This window comes from Asticcacaulis sp., from assembly GCF_051956075.1.
In the GTDB taxonomy this organism is placed as follows: domain Bacteria; phylum Pseudomonadota; class Alphaproteobacteria; order Caulobacterales; family Caulobacteraceae; genus Asticcacaulis.
On record NZ_JBQCGA010000008.1, the window covers coordinates 74,776 to 96,157 of the forward strand.

The following is a 21,382-nucleotide window of genomic DNA, read 5'->3' on the forward strand; positions in this document are numbered from 1 at the left end:
TGATGGAAAGGCCCCAGTCTAGCGCGTTGCTTTTAATTCCGGCCTAAGCCAGATGGTTAAGCCGGCCTTAGCCAAGGCGAAGCGGTCCACGCCCTTCACGACGCCATTTACGCCGTGAGGCAAACCGGTTAGGACAAGGCTTTCCGTTGTTGTTTCATCCGGTGTGTCTCTTATGGCGATTGGCGTTTTCGATTCCGGCATTGGCGGCCTGTCCATCCATCGCGCCTTGGTCGAGGCCATGCCGGACGCCGACTTTCTCTATCTGGCCGATCAGAAGAACACCCCCTATGGCGACAAGCCGGGCGAGGCCATCGTCGATCTGACGCGCGCGGGTTGCGAGACGCTGTTTGCAGCGGGGGCGTCGCTGGTCGTGCTGGCCTGCAATACGGCTTCGGCGGTGGCGTTGCGGCGCCTGCAGTCGGGCTGGCTGGCCGAGTATCGCCGGACCAGCGGGCGCAAGGTGAACGTGCTGGGCATCATTGTGCCGACCATCGAGGCGGCGACCGGCCTGCCGTGGGAGCACGCCGCCGACCGGCGCGGCCCCAAGATCGAGAAGCTGGACGTGATCGGCGTGTTTTCGACCGCCGCCACGGCGCGCTCGCGCGTCTATGAGATCGAGATCGACAAACGCCGCGACGATCTGGCCGTCTTCACCGTCGCCTGTTCGGGTCTGGCCGACATGATCGAGCAGGGCGCGGCGCGCGAGCAGATGCGCGACCTGATCGCTTCCTACGCTCAGGCGCTGAAAGCCCGCATCGGGCGCTGGCCCAACCGCGCCATCCTGGGCTGCACCCATTATGAGATCGTCGCCGACCTGTTCCGCGAGGTGCTGCCGGAAGGAACCGAGCTGATCAGCCAGCCCGCCCCGACGGCGCAGGCGCTGAGCGACTATATCCGCCGCCACCCGGACTATGAGATCGGCCACAGCGGTTTGCGCCGGTTCTTCACCACCGGCGATCCGGGCGCGCAGCCGCCGCTGGCGGAGGCCTTCTGGGGCGGTCCGCTGAGGTTTGAGGCGGTGTGACGCTGTTTTATTTCACCGTCACCGTACGGCTGACGCGTTTGCCGTCAGGGGCGACGGAGCGCAGATCGACCGGCCCCCTGACCGCGACCGGACCCTTATAGGATTTCCAGCCGCCGCCATGCTCGCGATACTGGATAGCCAGATCGCCATAGGCGGTATTGGCCTCCAGCACGGCGCCGGTCAATCGGGGGCCAGTCAGGCGGGCGCCGGGGGGCGGCAAACGGTAGATGATTCCCTCCGCGTCCAGCGTCGCCAGTCGCGCCTTCAGCTTGACGTTAAAGGCGCTCCAGTCGGCGTTGAGTTTTGCGGCGTCAACCTGACCATCGCCATAGCTGTAAGCCTGACCGGGTTTATAGTCCGGCTCCCAGTCGGCCTTGCGCCAGGCGCGTTCGGCCAGGGCCTCGACGCGCGGGAACAGCATATAGTCGGCGATCAGGGGCGAGCGCACCGTCTCGGACCAGAGCTGGCCCTGCATGCCGGTGATGCGGTGACCGTCGGTCAGGGGCGTCGTATCCGCGATGCTGGCCGGTCGGTTCAGCGTGTCCTTCATCACCGAGGCGTTGGCGGGCAAATTGTCCGGCAGGAAGGCGAACACCTTGAACACCGGGGTTTGACGCGAGGCCCAGTCATAGCCGCGCTCGTTCGGATCGGCGGCGTAGGGCATGTCGAAATAAAGCACGTCGGGCGTGGACAGCACGACGTTCCAGCCCTGATCGGCCTGTTGCTGCGCGCTGGCGACGCCGCCCGCGAACAGGCCGCCCCACGAATTGGACTGCACCACCTTGGGCAGTTGCGCCGGATCGACCGCGCCCATGCCGTCGCTCCAGCCCGCCGGTTCGATCCCCTTGGCGGCCAGCATGTTCGCGACCTTAACGATGAAGCGCTGGCCCAGTTGTTCGGGGGTCAGGTGCTCATTGGCCATGATCTTCTGGCAGAGCGGCGAGTCCTTCCAGGCGCCCGCCGTCTCGTCCGTGCCGATATGGTAGATGCGCAAAGGCTCGCCCGCCGCCTCGTGCATCGCCTTGATGGCGTCGATCACATGATCGATGAAATGGTAGGTCGAAGGCATGCAGACATTGAGCGTATTGTCGTCATAGTGCTGGATGCTGTCATAGACGGTTTTATCGTCCGGGTCGGTCAGGCGGTATTCGGCGGCTTCGTCCGGCTTGCCCGCGGCGATCAGGCGGCGGGCGCGCGCCTCCATGGAACGGATGGCGGCGCGCGAATGGCCGGGCATGTCGAGGGACGGGATGACCTCGATATGGCGCGCCTTCGCGGCCTTCAGGATGTCGATATAATCGGCGCGGGTCAGATAGCCGTTGACGCCGGATTTTCCGTCCGGGCCCGCGCCCAGTTCGGGCAGCAGGCAACGATCTTCGCTCAGGTCGTGGCAGCGGCGTCCGCCGATCTCGGTCAGCTCCGGCAGGCCGTCGATCGCCAGCCGCCAGCCTTCGTCGTCGCCGAGATGCAGGTGCAGCTTGTTGAGCTTTTCCTGTCCCATGACGGTGATGATCTTCAGGATCTGCGCCTTGCTCTCGAAATTGCGCGCCAGGTCGAGATGCAAGCCGCGGAAGGCAAAGCGCGGCGCGTCGGTAATGACCAGCGGCTTGAGGCGCTCATGTTCGAACCGCGCCTGCTGGGCCAGCGATTCCAGCGCGTAGAAGGCCCCGGCGCTGTCCGCGGCGGTGATGATGATGCGGTCCTTCTGCGCGGTCAGGCTGTAGGAGTCCGGCGCGCCCTGACCGGTGACGGATATGCTGATGGGCAGGCCCGAAGCGGTTTCGCGCCAGCCGCCGTCCTTGAGCGCCGCCGCGATGTCGGCGTGGTCGAGGCCGCTCAGACTCAGACGTACGCCGCGTTTCAGGTCGAGCGTGTCGCCGGTGAGGGATGTGACGCTGACCGGAGTCGGCAGGATGATGGTGGTCGGCGGGGCAAAGGCGGCCTGATGGGCGACGTTTTCAGCGAAGGCGCGCTCCGGGGTCAGCCAGCGCGTCTGATCCTGCGGATTGGCGATCTCCAGCTTCGCCGCATCGGTCATCGGCGCGACGAAGGGCAGGTCTTCCATCTGCGTCGCCGGATCGTAGCTGGCGCGGGCCGCCGCGATGACGCGCGGCGTCAGCCCGTCCACGGCCAGATAGGCGTTGGGCAGGGCGTGGAAGCGCGAATAATAATGGCCTTCCGCCGTCAGGGTGATGGCGTAGGTCGCGCCGGGGCGCAAGGTGACGCCGGGCCTGGGCGTCAGGCGATAGAGGTCGCCATTGATGTGGGTCAGGTCGAAAACGTCGCTGTCGCTGGATTTGACCGCATTGACCATGCCGAAATAGAGCGACCAGTCCTGTGGAATAGCGGCGTCGGGCAGGGTCAGGTCCAGCTCGCTGGTGAAATCATTGGGTCCGGCCTGATTGTTCAGCACCGTATAGCGATAGCCGAGATGCGCGGCGAAGGCGTCCAGAGCGGTCTGCGAGGTGGACGCCAGGGCTGCGGACGCCGTCAGGGCCAATCCGATCGTTGCGGTGGTCAGCAGGCGCAGTTTACGAGCCGGGATCATGCCCTTCCCTCCCTTTTGTGTTGTGCGCAAGGTGGCGCACGCTGTGCGGCTTGTCAATCGACTGGCAATACCTTTATGTGTCTTATACAGCTCCAATATATAACCAATTTACAGCGCCGACACGCGAACGACGTTCTTCGCATTGACGCTCTCCAGGCGATACCTTAGGGTGAACTTCGATAGAAAAGCCTGATTCTGCAACGGACGCCGCCGTCACATCCAAATGATGCGTCCGCCCATAAAGTCCAGTTCGCCGGGGAGGGCGGGCATGTCATTTGTCGATACGGTCGGCGCGCTGGCGTCCGACGACCCCGCGCCGCTCTATATGCAGTTACAGAAGATTCTGCGCGACGCCATCGTCACGCGGCTGCTCAGTCCCGAAGCCGCCATTCCGCCGGAGCGCGATCTGGCCGATGAGTTCGGCGTGTCGCGTCTGACCGTGCGCAAGGCGGTCGATGGGCTGGTCGAGGAGGGACTGATCACGCGGCGGCGCGGCGCGGGCACCTTTGTGGCGGCGCGCGTCGAAAAAAGCTTCTCCAAACTGTCCTCCTTTTCCGAAGACATGATCTCGCGCGGACGCAAGCCGCATTCGGAATGGCTGAACCGGTCGCAGGGGGCGGTGACGCCAGAGGAATCCTTGTCTCTTGGCCTGTCGCCGGGATCTCTGGTCTATCGTTTCCAGCGTCTGCGCTTCGCCGACGGACAGACGATGGCGCTCGAATATTCGACCATTCCCGGCTATTGCCTGCCTTCGCTCGACAGCGTGGGGGAGTCGCTCTATGCGGCCTTGCAGGCGGCGGGCCAGCGTCCGGTGCGCGCGCTGCAACGGCTGCGCGCCGTTGCTTTCGGGCCTGAACAGGCGCAGCTTCTGGGCGTGCGCGTCGGCGATCCGGGCCTGTTCATCGAACGACGCGGCTTTCTGGCCGACGGGCGCGCGGCGGAGTTCACCCATTCCTGGTATCGCGGCGACGCCTATGACGTGGTGGCGGAACTGAACGGCTGACATTTCCGATTTTTATGAATGCGCGCGCGGCACCGCATATCCTCCTTACGCCCTGCGGCCTTAGGCTACCCTTTCCTATAACAAAAAGGGAGCCTCGTCATGCTGGGCGCCATTCTGATCGTCGTCCTGATCCTGATCCTGTTGGGCGCTCTGCCCGCCTGGCCGCACAGCCGTAGCTGGGGTTATGGCCCGAGCGGCGGACTGGGTCTGTTGCTGGTCATCATCATCGTGCTGGTCCTGCTAGGGCATATATAGGCCTGTACAGGTCATCTGCGCGGGGGGAAAACCTGCGCGCACGGGCGAAGGCGTCCGGCGACGAAGCCGCGCTGCAGGACGGCGCGGACATCGGGCGACAGGACGTCGATCTTCACCTTGTGGAAACGCAGGTCGCGGAAGGACCAGCGCCGGTCGATCAGATAGCGCGCGTTCAGGTAAGCGTCGAAATCTGATGGCATGGCGAAGGGCGTGAAATCCACCTTGCAGGCCTTGGGATGCAGGGCCGCAAGTCGTGCTTCGAACGCCGCAGCGCTTTCGGGCGGATTGTCGGGCGCGCCAAACGGCGCGAGGGTCTTTACGTCAGGCCCGTACCAGACCTCCGGCACATTATCGACATTGCCGAAGTCCAGACCCGTCACTGGCAGTTGAAACGACACCACGACGTCTGCGTCGGGCGCGGGACCGCGCAAGGTCGCCAGCGACGCCGCAGGCAGACTGTAATCGCCAGGGTCCGTGATCAGGTCATGAATGTCCTGCGGAATGGCGAAATCGTCGGCGAACACGACGGAGAACAGGCCACACGCCAGAAGCGCCGTAAGCGCAAAGCGGCCAGGCTGTGCGGGCGTCCATCGCCCGACCAGAGCCGCCGCGACCAGCACCAGACCGTAGCCGATCGTGCGCGTATTGAACGGATCGAAATAGGTGCGCATGCGCAAGGCGAAGGCAAGGCCTAGAAACGCCAGGCCTGCGCCCAGAACGAGCGCCGACGCCTTTCGCGTTCGCCCAAAGTCCGCTCCCGCCAACTCCGCCCCTGCGCCGAGGCGCGCGATCCCGACCAACAGTCCGGCGGCGATGGCGATTTTCAATCCGTTCCAGCCCACGGCGGCCAGGAACTCCCGGATCAGCAGCAGCGACGCTTCGGGTGCGGGATGACGCGGCATGCCGGTCGCGTAGCCGGTCACCGCCCAGTTGATGCCCTGATAGGCCAGATAGACCGCCCCCGCCGCGCAGAAGGCCGGAAAGACGCGCCACGCCACCTTGCGGCCAAAGACGACAAGCACGGCGATAAACAGCAGGAAGGCGAAGGGCGAGAAGAAGTAGCGCGCAAACACGCCCACGATCAGCGCGCCCGCCAGCAGAACCAACTGCAAACGGTTCGATGCTTCGCTTAGCCGGATGATCAGGTACAGGCTGGCGCAGATGGCGAACAGTTCGAGATTTTCCGACCAGGAATACATGGCGATCACCAGGCTAACCGGATTGATCGCCACCAGCGTCGCCATCAGCACATGGCCGGACGCCCGCCAGATCAGCCAGGCGTCCGCCCCCAGAAGCGCGATATTGACCAGCTTGGCGGTGATCATCATCACCTCGGGGCGGGCCAGAGGCGCGGTCAAGGCCAGCAGGGCCGGATAGCCGAGCGGATAGACCGCCATATATTGCCCGTGCAGTTGCAGCGGATGGCCGTCGCGCAAGCCTTGCGCCAGCAGCATGTAATACCAGGAATCGACGCTGATATAGCCAAAGGCGATCGCCAGCCCTGCGGTCAGCAGGAGGAGGACGGCGATAGATCCGATATAGAGGCGCGAGGTCGCAGGCATGGTTCTGTCCTAGGCGCAGACGACGACGTCCGTGTCAATCCCGTCGCCAATTACCGCTTTCTTACAACCGACGGTGCAATCATGATGGGTTTTTTGCGCCGCCGCACGTCTTTTGGTAGGCTCTGCGGCAGCATGCGCTTTTCCGGGGCGCGCATGGCGTCTGGTTTCACACTTTTCTAAGGGAAACAGGATGTTACAAGCGTATCTGGCGAAATTTATCAAGCGTGGCCGCCTGACGGTGCGCGTCAATCCGAACGTGACATGGCAGTTTGGCGAACTCATGCCCGACCGGCCCGATCTCGACATCGCCATCTGGTTCAGCAGCAAGTGGGCGGCAAGCAAGGTCGGCCTCAATCCCTATCTCCATCTCGGCGAAGCCTATATGGACGGCGATCTGATCATCGAACGCGGCGATCTGTGGGGCTTTATGGAGCTGATCGGGCTCAACATGCCGTCCCTGCCGCCGCGGTCGGCCTTCATGCGGTTTCTCAACCGGCTACGCCAGTTCCTGCCCGCCCATTCGCTCAAGGCGTCGCGGCGCAATGTCGCGCACCATTACGACCTTTCCGAGCGGCTCTACCGGCTGTTTCTCGATGAGGACATGCAATATTCTTGCGCCTATTTCCGCCGCCCCGACATGACGCTGGAGGAGGCGCAGACCGCCAAGCGCGACCATATCGCCGACAAGCTGAGGCTCTCTCCGGGCCAGAGCGTGCTCGATATCGGCTGCGGCTGGGGAGGCATGGCTTTGCACCTGGCCAAGCGCGCCAATGTCAATGTCACCGGCGTCACCCTTTCGACCGAGCAACTGGCGGTCGCCGAACAGCGCGCGCAGGCGCCGGACGTCAATGCGCGCGTGCGCTTCGCCCTGTGCGACTATCGCCAGGTCGAGGGCCAGTTCGACCGCATTGTCAGCGTCGGCATGTTCGAGCATGTCGGCAAGGCGGCCTTCGACACCTATTTCAACACCGTCTATGACCGGCTGAAGGACGATGGCGTCGGGCTGATCCACACGATCGGGCGGCGCGGGGAATCGGGCGCGCGCTCAAGCTGGCTGGATAAGTACATCTTCCCAGGCGGCTATATCCCGAGCCTGTCGGAAATCATGCAGTCGGTCGAGCGATCCGGCCTGTGGGTCACCGATGTCGAGCCTCTGCGCCTCCATTATGCCGAGACGCTGCGCTGCTGGCGCGAGCGCTTCATGGCGCACCGGCTGGAGATCGAAGACCTCTATGACGACCGCTTCTGCCGCATGTGGGAATTCTATCTGTGCTGGTGCGAACTGGGCTTCCGCTATTCCGACCTGATGGTCTTCCAGGTGCAGGTGGCCAAGCGGGTCGATAGCCTGCCGATCACGCGCGACTATATGATGGCGCGCGAAATGTCAGCCGAGGTCGTCAGCTTTGAAGAAGAGTCGCGCAAACTGCGTGAACGCCCGCGCCGCGTCCAGTAACCGCCCGGACAGCGCATAGCGCGGCGGGAACAGGGCGATGGTGCGCGTCGGCGTAAAGCCGTGCAGCCGGGCGAAGGCGACATCGGACGCCTCATGGCTGGCCAGATAGCTCTCCGGCATGACGGTGACCCCGACCCCGGCCCCGACCATGATCAGGGCGCGCTCGTCCTGCGCGGTGCGATAGGCGAGCGGCGGGCGCACATTGCGGTCGGTGAAATGACGGCTGGTCTCGGACAGGACTTCGCAGCGCGAGCGCACGATCATGGCGTCGCGGGCCAGATCCTCGGCTGCGATCTCCGCCTGCCCGGCCAGCCGGTGGGTGCGCGGCAGGACGAGGCGATAGCCTTCGCGGAACAGGGGCGTGGACTCGTCATGATCGACGCGGCGGAGCGACAGGGCCAGGTCGAGCCCGCGCTCATCGAGCCGGTTCAGCAGCTCCTGCTCGGCCCCGTCGAACAGGTCGAAGCGCACATCGGGCATGATGGCGTCAAAGCCGCGCAGCAGGTCGGCGACCAGACGCGCCGGAATCGTCTGCAACACGCCAAGCCGCAGCACATTGGCGGCTTCGGCGTCGGCGATCTCGGCGCTGGCCATATTGACCTCGTGCAGGATCGCCTTGGCGCGCGGCAGAAAGCGCGCCCCCGCCGCCGTCAGATGCACGCGCCGGTTCGAGCGCACGAACAAGGCCGCCCCCAGCTCGTCCTCAAGCCGCTTGATCCCGGCGGACAGGGTCGGCTGGGTGATCAGGCAGGACGCCGCCGCGCGGGTGAAATTGCCCGTCTCGACCACGGCCAGAAAATAGCGCAGCAGATAGAGTTCCATCCATAGATCATATCTATGATGAGAATTTTTACTATCAATTTTTCCAATTGATAGGGCGACGGTAAAGTGCAGGCCATGAGCGTCTATAAAAGCCAGATCGACCCCGCTTCCGACGAGTTCCGCATCAATGCCGAGCGCATGAGCGGGCTGGTCGCCGACCTGCGCGCCCTCACCGCGCACATCGCCGAGGGCGGCTCGGCCTCAGCGCGGCAAAAGCACGTTGCGCGCGGCAAGCTCCTGCCGCGCGACCGCATCACCGGATTGCTCGATCCCGGCTCGCCGTTTCTGGAATTTTCGGCGCTGGCCGCGCACAAGGTCTATGAGGACGCAGCCCCCGCCGCCGGCATCATCACCGGCATTGGCCGCATCAGCGGGACCGAGTGCGTGATCGTCTGCAATGACGCCACGGTCAAGGGCGGGGCCTATTTCCCGCTCACCGTCAAGAAGCACCTGCGCGCGCAGGAGATCGCCCAGCAGAACAACCTGCCTTGCGTCTATCTGGTCGATTCCGGCGGGGCCAATCTGCCGCATCAGGACGAGGTCTTTCCCGACAAGGACGATTTCGGCCGCATCTTCTTCAATCAGGCGCAGATGTCGGCCAAGGGTATCCCGCAGATCGCCGTCGTCATGGGCTCGTGTACGGCGGGCGGCGCTTACGTCCCGGCCATGAGCGATGAAAGCGTGATCGTGCAGAAGCAGGGCACCATCTTTCTGGCCGGTCCGCCCCTGGTCAAGGCCGCCACCGGCGAGGTGGTCAGCGCCGAGGATTTGGGCGGCGGCGATGTGCATGCGCGCGTCTCGGGCGTCGCCGACCATCTGGCCGCCAATGATATGGACGCGCTTAGGATCGCGCGCCGCATTGTCGGGCATCTGAACCGCCAGAAGCGCGTCGATCTGGCCGTACGTCCGCTTGTCGAGCCGCTCTATGCCGCCGAGGAAATTTACGGCGTCGTTCCCGCCGATACGCGCCAGCCCTTCGAGGTGCGCGAAATCATTGCGCGGCTGGTCGATGGTTCGGAATTCGATGAGTTCAAGGCGCTGTATGGCGAAACGCTTGTTTGCGGCTTTGCGCATCTCTACGGTTTCCCGGTCGGCATCGTCGCCAATAATGGCGTGCTGTTTTCCGAAAGCGCGCTGAAGGGGGCGCATTTCATCGAGCTGTGCGCCCAGCGCGGCGTGCCGCTGATCTTTTTGCAGAACATCACCGGCTTCATGGTCGGGCGCAAATACGAGAACGAAGGCATCGCCCGCCACGGCGCGAAAATGGTCACGGCGGTCGCCTGCGCGAACGTGCCGAAATTCACCGTCATCATCGGCGGCTCCTACGGGGCGGGCAATTACGGCATGTGCGGGCGCGCCTACGATCCGCGTTTTTTATGGATGTGGCCGAATGCGCGCATCTCGGTCATGGGCGGCGAGCAGGCGGCCAATGTGCTGGCCACGGTCAAGCGCGACGGCGTCGAGGCGAAGGGCGGGCAATGGAGCGCCGAGGACGAGGCCGCCTTCAAGGCCCCGATCCGCGACGCCTATGAGGCGCAGGGCCACCCCTATTACGCCTCGGCGCGGCTGTGGGACGACGGGGTGATCGACCCCGCCGACACCCGCCGCGTGCTGGGCCTCGGCCTCTCCGCCGCGCTCAATGCGCCGATCCAGCCGACGAAGTTCGGCGTCTTCAGGATGTGAGGTCCAAAGACGATCATGACGATGAAAACCCTGACCCTGGACAGCGATGCGCGCGGCGTGGTCCGCCTGACGCTCAACCGCCCGCAGGTGCATAACGCCTTCGATGAGGACATGATCGCGGAGCTGCATGAAAGCTTCGACGCCTTGGGCCAGCAGGACGGCGTGCGCGCTATTCTAATAACCGGAGCGGGCCAGAGTTTTTCCGCCGGAGCGGACCTCAATTGGATGCGGCGCATGGCGGAGATGGACGAGGAGTCCAATCGCGCCGACGCGCTCGCCATGGCCGATATGTTCGCCGCCATGAACGCCTGCGCCAAACCGGTGATCGGCCTGATCAATGGCGCGGCCTTTGGCGGCGGGGTCGGGCTGGTCGCCTGCTGCGATATGGTGATTGCGACACCGCAGGCCCTGTTCGGACTGACCGAGGTGCGCCTGGGGCTGATCCCGGCGGTGATCTCGCCGTTTGTGCTGGCGAAAACCGGCATGGCGGCGGCGCGGCGCTATATGCTGACCGGCGAGCGTTTCGACGCCGCGACGGCGCAGCGCATCGGCCTGGTGCATGAGGTCGCCGACGATCCGGGCGCCGCCGCTGCGCCGATTCTCGACGCCATTTTGCAGTCCGCGCCGGGCGCGGTGGCCGATATCAAGGATTTGCTGCACGACCTGTCCCGCCACCCGGACGGCCACGATTCGCGCCACCTGACCGCCCAGCGCATCGCCGCGCGCCGCATGTCGGATGAGGGCAAGGCGGGCATCGACGCCTTCCTGCATCGCCGTAAGCCGGACTGGAGCGCGTGATGTTCAAGACCATCCTGATCGCCAATCGCGGCGAAATCGCCCGCCGCATCATCCGCACCTGCCGCCGCATGGGCGTCAAGACCGTGGCCGTCTATTCCGAGGCCGACAAGGACGCGCCCTTCGTGCGCGAGGCCGACAAGGCGGTGCTGATCGGGCCTGCGCCCGCCGCCGAATCCTACCTGCGCGGCGATCGCATTATCGCGGTGGCGCTGGAGACCGGGGCCGAGGCCATCCATCCGGGCTATGGCTTTTTGTCGGAAAACGCCGAGTTCGCGGAAGGCTGCGCGGCGGCGGGGCTCGTCTTTATCGGCCCGACGCCCGACGCCATTCGGGCCATGGCGCTGAAAGGCGCGGCCAAGGCGTTGATGGACAGGGCCGGGGTGCCGGTGACGCCCGGCTATCACGGCGATGATCAGTCCACGGAGCATTTGCTCGAACAAGCGCGCAAAATCGGCTTTCCGGTGCTGATCAAGGCGGTGGCGGGCGGCGGCGGCAAGGGGATGCGCCGGGTCGATCGCGCCGAGGATTTCGCCGATGCGCTTCTGTCAGCGCAGCGCGAGGGGCAAAACGCCTTTTCCGACCCCAAGGTGCTGATCGAGAAATATATCGAGACGCCGCGTCACGTCGAGATTCAATTGTTCGCCGACAGCTTCGGCCAGGTCGTGCATCTGTTCGAGCGCGACTGTTCGATGCAGCGCCGCCATCAGAAAGTGATCGAGGAGGCCCCCGCCCCCGGCCTGCCCGAACACTTACGCGCCGAAATGGGCGCGGCGGCGGTCAGGGCGGCGCAGGCGATTGGCTATCGCGGCGCAGGCACGGTGGAGTTCATTGTCGATGTCTCGAAGGGCGTTGAGGCGGCGAACTTCTGGTTCATGGAGATGAATACGCGGCTTCAGGTCGAACATCCGGTCACGGAGGAAATTACCGGGCTTGATCTGGTCGAATGGCAGTTGCGCGTCGCGGCGGGCGAACCGCTGCCGAAGACGCAGGATGAGATCAGGGTCAATGGCCATGCCATCGAGGCGCGGCTCTATGCCGAAGACCCGCAGAACGATTTTCTGCCCGCCACGGGGACATTGACGCGGCTTGACTTTCCGCCCGTCCGCATCGAAAGCGCGGTCGAGCAGGGCGACGCGGTCAGCGTGTTTTACGATCCGATGATCGCCAAGCTGATCGTGCATGGCCGCGACCGGGCCGCCGCCATCGCCGCCATGCGCGAGGCGCTGATCCGCACGCGGGTCGAGGGACTGGCGACCAATTTGAGCTTTTTGCGCCGGTTGATTTCGGACGCCGATTTCGGCGCGAGTAAGCTGGAGACGGGCTTTATCGGCCAGCATCTGGAGCGGTTATTGACGCCGTGGCCGGATGTGACGCCGTGTACGGACGATCCTTGGGGCGAACCGACCGGCTGGCGCGTCAATCTGCCGTCCGCCGATCCGTTATGGCTGGAGGCCGGGGCGTCGGACGCGCTGGAGGCAGGCGGCGAGGTGCATGCGCCCATGCCGGGTGCGGTGCTGGATGTGTTTGTTACGGCGGGTCAGACGGTCGTTAAGGGCGACAAGCTGTTGATCCTCGGCGCGATGAAGATTGAGCATACGCTGAAGGCCCCTAAGGACGGGGTGGTGCGCGCCGTGCATGCCGCCGCCGGGGATCAGGTCGCCGACAAGGCGCTGCTGGTTGAGATTGAATGACGGTGACAATGCCGGACGCCCCTCCCACCGCTTCGCGGTCCCCCCTCCCCGCTTCGCAGGGAGGGATGTAAGCAAGGATATGACCATGATCGACTTTCCGCATTTGCAATTCGGCCACGGCGAGGAGATTGACGCTTTGCGCGAAGGCGTGCGGCGGTTTGCCGAGGTCGAGATCGCGCCTCTGGCTGAGGCCGCCGACCGCGACGACCAGTTCCCGATGCCGCTGTGGCGCAAGATGGGCGAGATGGGCGTTCTGGGCCTGACCGCGCCGGAAACCTATGGCGGAGCGGGCATGGGCTATCTGGCGCACACGATTGCGATGGAGGAGATTTCGCGCGCCTCGGCCAGTATCGGCCTGTCCTATGGCGCGCACTCCAATCTGTGCGTCAACCAGATCGTGCGCAACGGCTCCGAGGCCCAGAAGGCGAAATATCTCCCGAAGCGGATTTCCGGCGAGCATGTCGGGGCGCTGGCCATGTCGGAGACCGGCGCGGGATCGGACGTGGTGTCGATGAAGCTGCGCGCCGAAAGAAAAGGCGACCGCTATGTGCTGAATGGCAGCAAGATGTGGATCACCAATGGCCCGGATGCGGATGTTCTGGTCGTCTATGCCAAGACCGATCCCGCCGCCGGGTCGAAAGGCATCACCGCCTTCCTGATCGAAAAGGGCTTTGCGGGCTTTTCGGTGGCGCAGAAGCTCGACAAGCTGGGCATGCGCGGTTCGCACACCGGCGAGCTGGTGTTCGCGGATTGCGAAGTCCCCGAAGCCAATATGCTGGGGCCTGTTGGGCGCGGCGCGTCAGTGTTGATGTCGGGGCTCGACTATGAGCGCGTCGTTTTGTCGGGCGGGCCGCTCGGCATCATGCGCGCCTGCCTCGACGCCGTGATCCCCTATCTGCATCAGCGCGAACAGTTCGGCAGCCCCATTGGAACCTTCCAGCTTATGCAGGGCAAGGTCGCGGACATGTATTCGACCTGGGCCGCCTGCCGCGCCTATGTCTATGCGGTGGCGGCGGCGTGCGATCGCGGCGAGACGACGCGCAAGGACGCGGCGGGCTGCATCCTCTACGCAGCCGAAAAGGCGACCTGGATGGCGGGCGAGGCGATCCAGTGCCTTGGGGGCAATGGCTATACGAATGAGTATCCGGTCGGGCGGTTGTGGCGCGACGCCAAGCTGTATGAGATCGGGGCCGGGACGTCGGAGATCCGCCGTATGCTGATCGGGCGGGAATTATTCGAGGAAACCCGGTGAGCTGGATTCCCCCCTCCACCGCTTCGCGGTCCCCCTCCCCCGTGAACGGGGGCGGAGAAATATGTCCAAAAGCCGTCACACTGTACGAGGTCGGGCCGCGCGACGGTTTGCAGGCGGAGGCGCAAAGCGTGTCGGCGGCGGACAAGATCGCGCTGATCGACAAATTGTCCGCCTCCGGACTATCGCAGATCGAAGCGGCCAGTTTCGTGTCGCCCAAATGGGTGCCGCAGATGGCCGACGCGGCGGAGGTCATGGCGGGAATCCAGCGTAAGGCGGGCGCACGCTATCCCGTCCTGACGCCGAACATGCACGGTTACGAAGCGGCGCGCAGTGCGGGTGCGGACACGGCAGCGATTTTCGGCGCAGCGTCGGAAAGCTTCAGCCAGAAGAATATCAACTGCTCGATTGCGGAGAGTCTGGCGCGTTTTACGCCGGTCTGCGCGGCGGCGGCGCGCGATGGGGTGCGCGTGCGCGGCTATGTGTCATGCGTGATCGCCTGCCCGTATGAAGGCCCGATCCTGCCCGACGCCGTGGTGCGCGTGGCGGAGCGCCTGCTGGAGATGGGCTGTTACGAAATCAGCCTCGGCGACACGATCGGCGTCGGCACGCCCGCCGAGACGCAGCGCCTGCTTGACGCCGTTTTGAAGCGCATTCCGGTCGAAAAGATCGCCGTGCATTTTCACGACACCTACGGTCAGGCCCTGGCCAATATCCTGACCAGCCTCGGCTACGGTATCGCTACCGTGGATTCGTCCGTGGGCGGATTGGGCGGTTGTCCCTATGCGCCGGGGGCGGCGGGCAATGTCGCGACCGAGGACGTGCTGTACATGCTGAACGGCTTGGGCGTTCACACGGGCGTCGATCTGGACGCCGTTGTCGAAGCGGCGTGGTTTATCAATGGGGTGCTGGGCCATCCGCCGCGCTCGAAGGTCGCTTTGGCGCTCAGGCCCGGCAATACTGGGCGATAAAGGCGTCGTGTGAGGGCATGGCCGATACGGAGCGCTGCATGGCGGCCTGCATGCCGCTCATGAACTGCGCCAGCGCCTCGGCGCCGACCGCCTCGGTCAGGGGCGCGGCGGCCCTGGGCAGCACGCCCTGACCGATCAGCACCTGCGCCCAGTTGGCCTCGCGGAACAGGTCGCCCTCCTCGATCAGCAGCCGCCCGTGCTGGCGGAAATAGTCGAGCTTGTGCGCTAACGAGTCGGGGATGGCCATGTTGCGGCAGTCGCGCCAGAATGGCTCATCGCGCTCATTGGCGTGGTAATGCAGGATCAGAAAATCGCGGATCAGCTCATAGTCGCGGCGGCAACGACGGTTGAACTCGTCGATCTCGATCGGGTTGAAACCCTGATCGGGGAAAAACTCCAGAAAGCGCGTCATCACCGCCTGAACGAGGTGGATCGAGGTCGATTCCAACGGTTCCATAAAACCGGAAGCAAGACCGAGCGCGACGCAATTCTTCACCCAGCTCGCCTTGCGCCGCCCGGTGGTGAAGCGGATCACGCGCGGCTCGGCCAACGGTTCGCCGTCGAGATGATCGAGCAGGAGGCGCGCCGCCACGTTATCGTCCATATGGGCGGAACAGAAAACGTGGCCATTGCCGGTGCGGTGCTGCAAAGGAATGCGCCACTGCCAGCCCGCTCTGCGCGCCGTCGAGCGGGTATAGGGCGAAATTGGACCAGAGCGCCCCGTCGGGACGGCCACGGCGCGGTCGCAGGGCAGCCAGTGGGTCCAGTCTTCGTACCCGGCCTTGAGCGCGCCCTCGATCAGCACGCCGGTAAAGCCCGAACAGTCGATGAACATATCGCCCGCGACGCTTTCACCGCTGTCGAGCGTCAGGGAGTCGATAAAGCCGTCGTGGCTGCGCAAGTTAACGCCTGCGACCTTGCCTTCGCGACGGACGACGCCGGAGGCTTCGCAACCGCGGCGTAAGAATTGCGCCAGCAGTCCGGCGTCGAAGTGAAAGGCGCGGTCCGGGCCGGGCAGATTGCCTTCGATGCGCGCATCGCGCGACATCCTGCCCGCATAGGCCATCTGGGTGTTGAGGCTGTAGTCCCATAACGACCCGCACGGGTCGCCGTTCAGATGACGGCGCAGCCAGTACTGATAAAACGGCGTGATGCCAAGCGGCGAGCCGGGCGTGCCGAAGGCGTGCATATAGGCCTCGCCTTCGCGCCGCCAGCCGTCGAATTCAATGCCGAGCTTGAACGTCCCCTGAATGTTGCGCAGGGTGAGGTCTTCGTCGAGGCCGAGAAAGCGCAGCAGCGAGATCAGCGGCGGAATCGTCGCCTCGCCGACTCCGACCGTGCCGATGGCGTCGGATTCGATCAGGGTGATGCGCAGGCGTTCGCCCCAGGTCCGCGCCGCCATCGCCGCCGCCATCCAGCCCGCCGTACCGCCGCCGAGAATGACGAGATGTTCGATCTTCTGAGTCATGAGGCCTTCCCCGAAAATGAAAACGCCTGCCGGAGCGAACCGGCAGGCGTCATCTTGTCGCGTCGTGTTCTTAGAAGAACTTGTAGCTGACGCCGAACAGGTAGGTCGAGCCGTACTTTTCATAGCGCAGGATATGATCCGGCAGACCCTTGCCTTGATAGGTGTAGAAGGGCTCGTTGGTGATGTTCGAGGCCGACAGGCTGAAGGCGAGATTCTTCAGCGGACCGTCTTCGAAGCTGTAGCCAAGCTGGGCGTCCACGACGTTTTCCGAATGCACCCAGGTGTTGCTCAGGCTGTTGGTGTAGTCAGGCACTTCGCCGAGGAAGTCGCCGCGGTAGCGGTTGCTGATCCGCGCCGAGAAGCCATGCTTTTCATAGTAGAGCGTGGTGTTCATGACCTCCTTGGACAGGCCCGGAACGTCATAGGCGTTCGTGCCGGTCGGGTTGATCGAGGAGGCGTTGTAGGAGGCGCTCCAGATCACGCCGAAGCCGTCGAGCCACGGGGCGATCAGCTCGCCCGGCATGGACACGGTCAGTTCGACGCCCTTGATATAGCCGCCGTGACCATTGGCCTGGGCCGAGGTCGTGCCGATACGGTTGGCGTCGGCCTGAGCGCAGACCCACTGGCCGTTGTAGGGGCTGCCGACCGTATTGTCGATCACCTTGACGGTATGGGCGGCGTCCGCCCAGCAGGCGCCCGACGGATCAACGCCGGTATAGTCCTTCAGAACGGTCTGATTGTAGATGAAGGTGGTCAGATCCTTATAGAAGATCGCGCCCGACACATAACCCTTGCGGCCGAAATAGTGCTCGACCGAGAGGTCGAAATCGTTGGCCTTCCAGGGACGTAGGGCGGGATTGCCGCCGCCGCCGCTCCAGTAATACTTGTTCGCGCCGATAATCGACGGGTTGGTGTTGACCGCCGTCGAATAGCTGGTGCCCGCCGCCATGTCGTCCATGCGCGGACGCGCAATGGTCGTGCCGGCGCCGAATCGCATGACCGTGTCGTCGGCGAGCTGGAAGTTCAGGTTCAGGGTCGGCAGGATGTCGGTATAGCTGGCGCCGCCCGATTGCGGCGTCACGCCGGCAGCCGTGCCGTCAGTATAGAACGACGTCGCCTTCTGATTGGCGTGAACTGATTGCAGGCCCATATTGCCGGTGACCGGAAGGCCCCACAGGGTCGTGTCGATATCGCCCTTGACATAGAAGGTGTCGAGCGTTTCGTTCACCGTCCAGGTCTTCTGCACAGCCGAAGCCGCCGTTTCCTCGACATAGGTGAAATAGCCGCTCTCATAGAGGCCGAGCGCGTCATAGGACACCATGCCGCCGGAGCTGCCCAGGAAACCCGCCTGAGTCGTGCCGTTGCGGTACTGGCTGGGGATCGACGCTTGGGCGACGCCGCCGGGCAGGCCCAGATAGCCTTCGATGCCATCCTTGTGCTTGCGATGCTCGGTATGATCGTAGCCGACGGAGATGTCGCTCAGGAAGCCGGAATCGAACTTGCGCGTCGCGGCCAGCTTCGCCGAATCGATCTTGTCCGTGACGTGCGGTTCACGCGCATAACCGGCGCGCGACGAGGCAAGCGGACCGCCCCACCCGCCCGGATCGGTCAGGAAGATGGTGTCGAAATCGGCATAGTTGAGATTGCTCTTGAGCGTGGTCAGGCCAAAGCCCTGCTGCGTGAAGCTGACCGTATCGGTGGCGCCCGAACCGTTGGGGCCCGTGCCTGCGGTCGATTCCACCTGCACGTCGGTGCGGTCAACCTTGGATTCGGACAGGTCGGCCATCAAAGACCACTTGTCGTTCAGGTCGTAGGTCGTGTTCCAGCCGAAGGCGTCCAGCTTGTCCTTACGCTGGTTGACGTAGTTTTCCACCACCGTCTTGACCTTGTCGAACGTGCCGGCGGAGACGAATTCGCTGTTGGTCGAATAGCCAGGCTCAAGCTGATTGGCGCCCCAGGCCAGCGGATATTCGAGGCGGGCGATGCGCTGCAATTCCTGGAAGTCGGAATGGTAGGCGTCGAAGGTCATGTGCAACTGGTCGTTCGGCTTGAACTCCAGCACGCCCATATAGCCGTCGCGCTTCAGGAACGAGGAATCGACCGCGTCCTTTTCGCCGCCGGTGATCAGCAGGTTCTGATCCGCGGGGGCGCAGGCCGAACAGGTCGGATAGCCCCAGGACTCCTTCTTCAGGGTCTGATAGGGCGACTCGGTATGGGCGTAGCCGAAAGCGACGCCGACCTTCTTGTCCATGAACTGGTCGATATAGGTCAGCGAATAGCGATTGCCGGTGTTCTTCATGCCGCCGATGCGGGCCGACTCGCTGTTCTGCTCGCCGCGCACGCTGACGGCCAGGGCGCGCTTGCCATAGGCCAGCGGACGCACGGTCTGCAGATCGGCGGTGCCGGCGATGCCCTGATCGGTCATGCCCGCGTTCGGGGTCTTATAGACCACGACCTGCGAGATCAGCTCGGACGGATACTGATCGAACTCAACCGAACGGTTGTCGTTGGTCGAGACCTGTTCGCGACCGTTGAGCGTGGTGACGGTGAAGTCGGGACCGAGGCCGCGGATGGCCAGGGTCTGGGCGCGGCCATTGGTGCGCTGGGCGGCGATGCCGGGCAGGCGCGCCAGCGATTCGGCGATCGACTGGTCCGGCAGCTTGCCGATGTCTTCGGCCGAGACGGCTTCGACGATCTGCGCGCTTTTCTTCTTGGCGGTGATGGCGTCCTGAATCCCCTTACGGATGCCGGTGACGACGACGGTGGTCGTGTCGTCGGACGCGGCGGGAGCCTGCTGTGCGGTATTGGCGTCCTGCGCGTGAGCGGCGGGGACGGCGCACGCCGCGACGATGGCGAGCGTCGCGCCGCAGGTCAGCAGGCGTGAACGATACGCCGCCTTACGACCCTTGGAATTGTGCATATGAACTTCCTCCTGGTGTTGCGTTTTGGCAGTCGAAGGCCTTGCCGTCTTCGCGTGCAAAGGCCTTTCGTTGACATCTCAACCCGTTTCGATGGCGGCTCTGCTGGCCGCCTGTAATGAGGTGATCACTCAGGTCGGTGCTTTTTGCAATACTTTGCAAAATTTTGCAGTCAAAAACCTAAACTATTTGTAAGATTGTGGCCGCAAAGTAACGCTATTGCGTTTGGAAGCGCTCTCTAATGAGATAAAATCATACAATACAAGGAGGTGATAACCCAGAAAACGCCCTTGTCTCAGCGTCAATTTTTTGACGAACAATGTAATTTTTTGCAAATTTGTGCAAGCTTGCTGTTCGTTTCGCGGATATCAGGCGCCGCAGGACTCGCGCACCACAAGTTCGGTCGAGACGATTTCCGAGTGGCTTTCGTCATTGGAGATCGAGCCGATCAGCTTGGACACCATCAGCTTGCCCGCGCGCGCCATATCCTGCGAAATCGTGGTCAGGGCCGGACGGGTCAGGCTGGCCAACTGGATATTATCGTAGCCGACCACCGCCACGTCCTGCGGCACGCTGCGCCCGGCGCGCGCCAGCCCCTGAATGGCGCCGAAGGCGATAATATCGGAACAGGCGAACAGGGCGTCGAATTCGACGCCCTTATTAATCAGGTTCAGCGCCGCCGCCTCCGCCGAAGCCAGTTCAAAGTGAGTCTGCACGACCAGACGCGGATCGAAGGCAAGTCCCGCCTCCTCAAGCCCGTTCAGATAGCCCTGAAAGCGCAGCTTCATCTCTGAGCCTTCGGTTTCGCCGAAATAGGCGATGCGTTTGCGCCCCAGACGGGCCAGATGCGCGGTGGCCCGCGCCCCGCCCTGGGCGTTGTTCGAGCCGACCGTGCAATATTTCTGCCCCGGCAGTTCCTGGCCCCAGACAATGAAGTTGCGCGTCGTTTCGGCCAAATGATTGAAGCGGTCGTGCAGATAGCTCTGACCCAGGAAGATCACGCCATCCGCCTTGATATTCTGCATCAGGGCGACAAGGTCGTTCTGACTGCGCGGCGTCAGGTGCGACAGCAGAAGGTCGCAGCCCATGTCGCGCGCCGCCTCGCCGACGCCGGAGATCATTTCCTGATAGAAGGGATCGGAAAAGCGACCTTCGCGACCATGCGGCGGCGGAATGACGATGGCGATGGTGGCCTGCGAACCGGACATCGACAAGGGCATGTCCTGATTGAGCACGTAATTATGGTCGCGCGCGATCTTCCAGACCCGGCGCTTGGTGACGCGGTTGACCGCCGGAGAATCGTTGAGCGCGCGCGACACCGTCGCGACCGATACGCCAGCAATTCTGGCCAGATCCTCCAGCCTGATCTTGCCCGAAAGCTTTTCCATACGCCGCGCTCCCGCAATATTATGACGCCGCCACCGCGCATGACCGGAGGCGCATCCGCATGTCACATGATTTCCCGCTTAGGGGCAAGTCGGCTTCTGTAGGCGGATCAATAATGAAAGCGCTTTCAATTATACGGATTTTGTTGCCGCGTCGTCTTAATCGTATTTTTTGAATACGTATTCAAAATTGCGGCTTGGCAAAAGCTTTGCTAGACTATAAGACTATGGACCTAGCGTATTCATACGCTGAGATTTTTGAAAGCGCTTTCAAAGTTCCGCTGCGAAAATATTGAGCTTCTTTTTCGTTTTCAGCGGCGCAATGTAAGCGCTTACACATAACCTTCAGGCCTGGCGCAAGAACACATTTACGCGCCGTTCGCCTGCTCTGAAATTCCGGTTGTTGTGACGCGACCGGGATACGCCAATTACAGGGCGAAGGCTTTGTAAGTGGTATCTTCTCAACATAAACTTCCCCTTGTCCGGTTTCGGCCAAGGGGATTTTTTTGTCCGCTTCATCGCTTCGCAGCGCGCGGAATTCGTATTCATACT

At 63.4% G+C, this 21,382-nt stretch carries 15 protein-coding genes; 9 read left to right on the forward strand and 6 right to left on the reverse strand.

Annotated features, from left to right (window positions below):
- Positions 1–172: 172 nt before the first annotated feature.
- On the forward strand, positions 173–1,024 hold the full coding sequence (locus tag ACTHLA_RS02095) for a glutamate racemase (protein WP_440184839.1): 852 nt from the start codon (positions 173–175) through the stop codon (positions 1,022–1,024).
- 7 nt (positions 1,025–1,031) lie between these two features.
- Here the strand turns inward: ACTHLA_RS02095 and ACTHLA_RS02100 are convergent, their stop codons facing one another.
- On the reverse strand, positions 1,032–3,572 hold the full coding sequence (locus ACTHLA_RS02100; protein ID WP_440184842.1) for a family 20 glycosylhydrolase: 2,541 nt from the start codon (positions 3,570–3,572) through the stop codon (positions 1,032–1,034).
- Between the two features lie 268 nt (positions 3,573–3,840).
- Between ACTHLA_RS02100 and ACTHLA_RS02105 the strand changes: the two genes are divergently transcribed.
- Both ACTHLA_RS02105 and ACTHLA_RS02110 read left to right on the forward strand, forming a co-directional pair.
- A complete protein-coding gene (locus ACTHLA_RS02105; protein WP_440184844.1) occupies positions 3,841–4,575 on the forward strand; it encodes a GntR family transcriptional regulator in 735 nt (244 codons plus the stop codon).
- A gap of 99 nt (positions 4,576–4,674) precedes the next feature.
- Positions 4,675–4,830 (forward strand): DUF3309 family protein, encoded by a 156-nt coding sequence (locus ACTHLA_RS02110; protein WP_440184847.1) that lies wholly within the window; start codon positions 4,675–4,677, stop codon positions 4,828–4,830.
- A gap of 11 nt (positions 4,831–4,841) precedes the next feature.
- On the opposite strand, the gene ACTHLA_RS02115 is transcribed toward ACTHLA_RS02110, so the two are convergent.
- The gene (locus tag ACTHLA_RS02115; protein ID WP_440184850.1) at positions 4,842–6,392 is read right to left on the reverse strand and encodes a hypothetical protein; all 1,551 of its coding nucleotides are present in this window, start codon (positions 6,390–6,392) and stop codon (positions 4,842–4,844) included.
- A gap of 190 nt (positions 6,393–6,582) precedes the next feature.
- Between ACTHLA_RS02115 and ACTHLA_RS02120 the strand changes: the two genes are divergently transcribed.
- Positions 6,583–7,845, forward strand: coding sequence for a class I SAM-dependent methyltransferase (locus ACTHLA_RS02120; protein WP_440184852.1), 1,263 nt, complete (start codon positions 6,583–6,585; stop codon positions 7,843–7,845).
- Here ACTHLA_RS02120 and ACTHLA_RS02125 read toward each other — a convergent pair.
- Positions 7,777–8,667 (reverse strand): LysR family transcriptional regulator, encoded by an 891-nt coding sequence (locus ACTHLA_RS02125; protein WP_440184854.1) that lies wholly within the window; start codon positions 8,665–8,667, stop codon positions 7,777–7,779. The genes ACTHLA_RS02120 and ACTHLA_RS02125 overlap by 69 nt on opposite strands.
- Before the next feature lie 75 nt (positions 8,668–8,742).
- Between ACTHLA_RS02125 and ACTHLA_RS02130 the strand changes: the two genes are divergently transcribed.
- From ACTHLA_RS02130 to ACTHLA_RS02150, 5 genes are all read left to right on the forward strand, one after another.
- Entirely contained in the window at positions 8,743–10,350 is a 1,608-nt protein-coding gene (locus ACTHLA_RS02130; protein WP_440184856.1) for a carboxyl transferase domain-containing protein, read from the forward strand.
- A gap of 15 nt (positions 10,351–10,365) precedes the next feature.
- Entirely contained in the window at positions 10,366–11,148 is a 783-nt protein-coding gene (locus tag ACTHLA_RS02135) for an enoyl-CoA hydratase-related protein (protein WP_440184858.1), read from the forward strand.
- Positions 11,148–12,839, forward strand: a complete 1,692-nt coding sequence (locus ACTHLA_RS02140) for an acetyl/propionyl/methylcrotonyl-CoA carboxylase subunit alpha (RefSeq protein WP_440184860.1) — start codon at positions 11,148–11,150, stop codon at positions 12,837–12,839. The genes ACTHLA_RS02135 and ACTHLA_RS02140 overlap by 1 nt, the downstream gene beginning before the upstream one ends.
- An 85-nt stretch (positions 12,840–12,924) precedes the next feature.
- Positions 12,925–14,091 (forward strand): isovaleryl-CoA dehydrogenase, encoded by a 1,167-nt coding sequence (locus ACTHLA_RS02145; RefSeq protein ID WP_440184863.1) that lies wholly within the window; start codon positions 12,925–12,927, stop codon positions 14,089–14,091.
- Positions 14,088–15,059 carry a hydroxymethylglutaryl-CoA lyase gene (locus ACTHLA_RS02150; protein ID WP_440184866.1) on the forward strand — a complete coding sequence of 324 codons (972 nt, stop codon included), beginning with the start codon at positions 14,088–14,090 and terminating at the stop codon, positions 15,057–15,059. Before ACTHLA_RS02145 ends, ACTHLA_RS02150 begins: the two co-directional genes overlap by 4 nt.
- On the opposite strand, the gene ACTHLA_RS02155 is transcribed toward ACTHLA_RS02150, so the two are convergent.
- The 3 genes from ACTHLA_RS02155 to ACTHLA_RS02165 all read right to left on the reverse strand — a co-directional run bounded on the left by ACTHLA_RS02155 (position 15,034) and on the right by ACTHLA_RS02165 (position 20,833).
- Complete coding sequence (locus ACTHLA_RS02155; protein WP_440184869.1) at positions 15,034–16,527, reverse strand: tryptophan halogenase family protein; 1,494 nt, start codon at positions 16,525–16,527, stop codon at positions 15,034–15,036. The two genes, ACTHLA_RS02150 and ACTHLA_RS02155, sit on opposite strands and share 26 nt — an antisense overlap.
- Positions 16,528–16,597: 70 nt before the next feature.
- The gene (locus ACTHLA_RS02160; RefSeq protein ID WP_440184872.1) at positions 16,598–19,447 is read right to left on the reverse strand and encodes a TonB-dependent receptor; all 2,850 of its coding nucleotides are present in this window, start codon (positions 19,445–19,447) and stop codon (positions 16,598–16,600) included.
- A 366-nt stretch (positions 19,448–19,813) separates the two neighbouring features.
- Positions 19,814–20,833, reverse strand: coding sequence for a LacI family DNA-binding transcriptional regulator (locus ACTHLA_RS02165; protein WP_440184875.1), 1,020 nt, complete (start codon positions 20,831–20,833; stop codon positions 19,814–19,816).
- Between the last annotated feature and the right edge of the window lie 549 nt (positions 20,834–21,382).